Consider the following 5520-nt stretch of genomic DNA (forward strand, 5'->3'; position numbering starts at 1 on the left):
AGCGTGTGATGTTTGAGAACTCAACAGTGTGTCATGCATAGATTGTTTGTGACGTTTGTGTGCATTCGGTCATGATGGATCTCTTCTTTGGGAGGGGTTTGGATTGGTTGGGATGTGTGTTTTCGGCAATGAATGATTCTGACAACTTGTTGTCAGGGTTTGTTTAGATGTCGGGTTAGAATTTTCTTATGGAGAGTTTGATCCTGGCTCAGGACGAACGCTGGCGGCGTGCTTAACACATGCAAGTCGAGCGGAAAGGCTCCTTCGGGGGTACTCGAGCGGCGAACGGGTGAGTAACACGTGAGTAATCTGCCCTGGACTCTGGGATAGCCACCGGAAACGGTGATTAATACCGGATACGACCACTTTAGGCATCTGAGGTGGTGGAAAGTTTTTCGGTCCAGGATGTGCTCGCGGCCTATCAGCTTGTTGGTGAGGTAATGGCTCACCAAGGCTTTGACGGGTAGCCGGCCTGAGAGGGTGACCGGTCACACTGGGACTGAGACACGGCCCAGACTCCTACGGGAGGCAGCAGTGGGGAATATTGGACAATGGGCGGAAGCCTGATCCAGCAACGCCGCGTGAGGGATGACGGCCTTCGGGTTGTAAACCTCTTTCAGTACCGACGAAGCGAAAGTGACGGTAGGTACAGAAGAAGGACCGGCCAACTACGTGCCAGCAGCCGCGGTAATACGTAGGGTCCGAGCGTTGTCCGGAATTATTGGGCGTAAAGGGCTCGTAGGCGGTTTGTCGCGTCGGGAGTGAAAACAGCGGGCTTAACTCGTTGCTTGCTTCCGATACGGGCAGACTAGAGGTATGCAGGGGAGAATGGAATTCCTGGTGTAGCGGTGAAATGCGCAGATATCAGGAGGAACACCGGTGGCGAAGGCGGTTCTCTGGGCATTACCTGACGCTGAGGAGCGAAAGTGTGGGGAGCGAACAGGATTAGATACCCTGGTAGTCCACACCGTAAACGTTGGGCGCTAGGTGTGGGACCTATTCCATGGGTTCCGTGCCGTAGCTAACGCATTAAGCGCCCCGCCTGGGGAGTACGGCCGCAAGGCTAAAACTCAAAGGAATTGACGGGGGCCCGCACAAGCGGCGGAGCATGCGGATTAATTCGATGCAACGCGAAGAACCTTACCTGGGTTTGACATACACCGGAAGCCCCCAGAGATGGGGGTCTCTTTGATACTGGTGTACAGGTGGTGCATGGCTGTCGTCAGCTCGTGTCGTGAGATGTTGGGTTAAGTCCCGCAACGAGCGCAACCCTCGTTCCATGTTGCCAGCGGATTATGCCGGGGACTCATGGGAGACTGCCGGGGTCAACTCGGAGGAAGGTGGGGATGACGTCAAGTCATCATGCCCCTTATGTCCAGGGCTTCACGCATGCTACAATGGCCGGTACAAAGGGCTGCGATCCCGTGAGGGGGAGCGAATCCCAAAAAGCCGGTCTCAGTTCGGATTGGGGTCTGCAACTCGACCCCATGAAGTCGGAGTCGCTAGTAATCGCAGATCAGCAACGCTGCGGTGAATACGTTCCCGGGCCTTGTACACACCGCCCGTCACGTCACGAAAGTCGGCAACACCCGAAGCCGGTGGCCTAACCCTTGTGGGGGGAGCCGTCGAAGGTGGGGCTGGCGATTGGGACGAAGTCGTAACAAGGTAGCCGTACCGGAAGGTGCGGCTGGATCACCTCCTTTCTAAGGAGCACACCCGAGATCGACAGCCGAATGAGTTGTTGACGTATGGGGTGTTCACTAGTGGAACACAAACGATTGTTCGCTCTTCTTGGCCTCGGCTGTTTGGCTGTGGTCGTGGGGAGTGTGTACGCATGGCACGCTGTTGGGTGTCTGAGGCATCAGACGCGCCTGGTCCCTTCTGTTCTGGGGCGCTGGTCGGCTTCTGGTTGTTTGACTTCTTGATAGTGGACGCGAGCATCCACCCGCGTAGCAGCTGCGACTCTTGATGGGTCGGGGTTGGTGACGACGGGTGAATGTGTTGTTTCGTATCGAATTGATTGTTTTGTGTGTTCTCTTAATCGGTTTGTCCCACTGGAGAGCCATCGGGCTGCATTCGAGTCTGCGTGACGGTGAAACGTTGTGTGGGTTTGTTTGTGTGTGTTGGTGGTTTGTTGTGGGCAAGTTGTTAAGGGCACATGGTGGATGCCTTGGCATCGAGAGCCGATGAAGGACGTGGGAGCCTGCGAAATGCCCTGGGGAGTTGGCAACCGAGCGTTGATCCGGGGATGTCCGAATGGGGAAACCCAGCACGAGTCATGTCGTGTTACCTGCACCTGAATGAAATAGGGTGTGTGGAGGGAACGCGGGGAAGTGAAACATCTCAGTACCCGCAGGAAGAGAAAACAAAAGTGATTCCGAGAGTAGTGGCGAGCGAAATCGGATGAGGCCAAACCTCAGTTGTGTGATAGCCGGCAGGCGTTGCAGTTGAGGGGTTGTGGGAGTGTTGTTGCCGTCTCTGCCGGGGTGGCGCACAGTAAGAAACCGTTCGTGAAGTCGAAGTCCGTTGGAAAGCGGTGCCGTAGCGGGTGATAGCCCCGTAGACGATAGTGTGCGGCTGTGTTCAGCATTTCCCAAGTAACACGCCACCCCTGAAATGGTGTGTGAATCTGGCGGGACCACCCGTTAAGCCTAAATACTTCTCGATGACCGATAGCGGACCAGTACCGTGAGGGAAAGGTGAAAAGTACCCCTGGCGGGGAGTGAAATAGTACCTGAAACCATGTGCCTACAATCCGTCGGAGCCTGTGAGGGTGACGGCGTGCCTTTTGAAGAATGAGCCTGCGAGTTTGCGTTGTGTGGCGAGGTTAACCCGTGTGGGGAAGCCGTAGCGAAAGCGAGTCCGAATAGGGCGTTTGAGTCGCACGATCAAGACCCGAAGCGGAGTGATCTATCCATGGGCAGGTTGAAGCGCCGGTAAGACGGCGTGGAGGACCGAACCCACTTCAGTTGAAAATGGAGGGGATGACCTGTGGATAGGGGTGAAAGGCCAATCAAACTCCGTGATAGCTGGTTCTCCCCGAAATGCATTTAGGTGCAGCGTTGCGTGTTTCTTGCCGGAGGTAGAGCACTGGATAGCCGATGGGCCCGACCAGGTTACTGACGTTAGCCAAACTCCGAATGCCGGTAAGTGAGAGCGTGGCAGTGAGACTGTGGGGGATAAGCTTCATAGTCGAGAGGGAAACAGCCCAGACCATCGGCTAAGGCCCCTAAGAGGCGGCTAAGTGGAAAAGGATGTGGAGTCGCAGTGACAACCAGGAGGTTGGCTTGGAAGCAGCCACCCTTGAAAGAGTGCGTAATAGCTCACTGGTCAAGTGATTCCGCGCCGACAATGTAGCGGGGCTCAAGCCGCCCGCCGAAGCCATGGCATTAGTACTTAACCCAAGCCGGACTTGATCTTGGTTCAGGGGTACTGATGGGTAGGGGAGCGTCGTGTCACGAGTGAAGGGCCGGAGTGATCCAGGTCTGGACGTGACACGAGTGAGAATGCAGGCATGAGTAGCGAATCACGGGCGAGAAACCCGTGCGCCGATTGATCAAGGGTTCCAGGGTCAAGCTAATCTGCCCTGGGTAAGTCGGGACCTAAGGCGAGGCCGACAGGCGTAGTCGATGGACAACGGGTTGATATTCCCGTACCGGCGAAGTGGCGCCCATGCTGAACCCGGTGATGCTAACCACCCGAAACCCAGCTTATTGATCCCTTCGGGGTGAGAGGGCTGGGCGGAGCGTGGGATCCGACCCGGTAGTAGGCAAGCGATGGGGTGACGCAGGAAGGTAGCCCAACCGCCGCGATGGTAGACGGCGGGTAAGCATGTAGGGGATGTGGTAGGCAAATCCGCCACATGGCCGTTTGATCGGTGACCCTGAGATGTGATGCCGACCCCGTAGGGGGGAAGTGGGTGATCCTATGCTGCCGAGAAAAACCTCTAGCGAGCCACGAGCCGCCCGTACCCGAAACCGACTCAGGTGATCAGGTAGAGAATACCGAGGCGATCGAGACAACCATGGTTAAGGAACTCGGCAAAATGCCCCCGTAACTTCGGGAGAAGGGGGGCCTGGATCGTGTACCCACTTGCTGGGGAAGCGTGAAGGGCCGCAGAGACCAGGGGAAAGCGACTGTTTACTAAAAACACAGGTCCGTGCGAAGTTGTAAGACGATGTATACGGACTGACTCCTGCCCGGTGCTGGAAGGTTAAGAGGACGGGTTAGACGCAAGTCGAAGCTCAGAATTTAAGCCCCAGTAAACGGCGGTGGTAACTATAACCATCCTAAGGTAGCGAAATTCCTTGTCGGGTAAGTTCCGACCTGCACGAATGGAGTAACGACTTTCCTACTGTCTCAACCATGGACTCGGCGAAATTGCACTACGAGTAAAGATGCTCGTTACGCGCGGCAGGACGGAAAGACCCCGGGACCTTTACTATAGTTTGGCATTGGTGTTTGGTTCGGCTTGTGTAGGATAGGTGGGAGACTGTGAAGCGGCCACGCCAGTGGTTGTGGAGTCATCGTTGAAATACCACTCTGGTCGTACTAGATGTCTAACCTCGGGCCATGATCTGGTTCAGGGACAGTGCCTGATGGGTAGTTTAACTGGGGCGGTTGCCTCCCAAAATGTAACGGAGGCGCTCAAAGGTTCCCTCAGCCTGGTTGGCAATCAGGTTTCGAGTGTAAGTGCACAAGGGAGCTTGACTGTGAGACAGACATGTCGAGCAGGGACGAAAGTCGGAACTAGTGATCCGGCGACTCCGAGTGGAAGGGTCGTCGCTCAACGGATAAAAGGTACCCCGGGGATAACAGGCTGATCTTCCCCAAGAGTCCATATCGACGGGATGGTTTGGCACCTCGATGTCGGCTCGTCGCATCCTGGGGCTGGAGTAGGTCCCAAGGGTTGGGCTGTTCGCCCATTAAAGCGGCACGCGAGCTGGGTTTAGAACGTCGTGAGACAGTTCGGTCCCTATCCGCCGCGCGCGTAGGAAACTTGAGAAAGGCTGTCCCTAGTACGAGAGGACCGGGATGGACGAACCTCTGGTGTGCCAGTTGTACCGCCAGGTGCATGGCTGGTTGGCTACGTTCGGAAGTGATAACCGCTGAACGCATCTAAGCGGGAAGCACGTTTCAAGATGAGGTTTCCCACCCCTTGTGGGTTAAGGCCCCCAACAGATTATTGGGTTGATAGGCCGGAGGTGTACAGCAGTAATGCCCAGCCGACCGGTACTAATAGGCCGAAGACTTGCCACAACAAACCCCCAACACACATCAACAAATCCGATTCGTGTTGCGAGAACAACATTCAGATCCATGATCTGTCGCGTCCACACATATCAAGAGACCAACCCGGTCCCTGGTACGACATCGTCGTACGGGAGCGTGGTTCATAGAGTTACGGCGGCCATAGCGGCAGGGAAACACCCGGTCCCATCCCGAACCCGGAAGTTAAGCCTGCCAGCGCCGATGGTACTGCAACCGAGAGGATGTGGGAGAGTAGGACGCCGCCGGACA

Annotated in this window: 3 rRNA genes; all 3 read left to right on the top strand. The window is 55.9% G+C overall.

Annotated features, from left to right (window positions below):
- Positions 1–185: 185 nt before the first annotated feature.
- The 3 genes from ASE20_RS08025 (at position 186) to rrf (ending at position 5519) form a co-directional block, all read left to right on the top strand.
- Positions 186–1703, top strand: a 16S ribosomal RNA gene (locus ASE20_RS08025).
- 435 nt (positions 1704–2138) lie between these two features.
- A 23S ribosomal RNA gene (locus ASE20_RS08030) occupies positions 2139–5259 on the top strand.
- Between the two features lie 143 nt (positions 5260–5402).
- Positions 5403–5519: ribosomal RNA gene (rrf, locus tag ASE20_RS08035) — 5S ribosomal RNA — on the top strand.
- Together the 16S, 23S and 5S rRNA genes form the textbook arrangement of a ribosomal RNA operon.
- Position 5520: the final 1 nt, after the last annotated feature.

It is taken from the genome of Nocardioides sp. Root240, from assembly GCF_001428825.1.
Lineage (GTDB): Bacteria > Actinomycetota > Actinomycetes > Propionibacteriales > Nocardioidaceae > Nocardioides.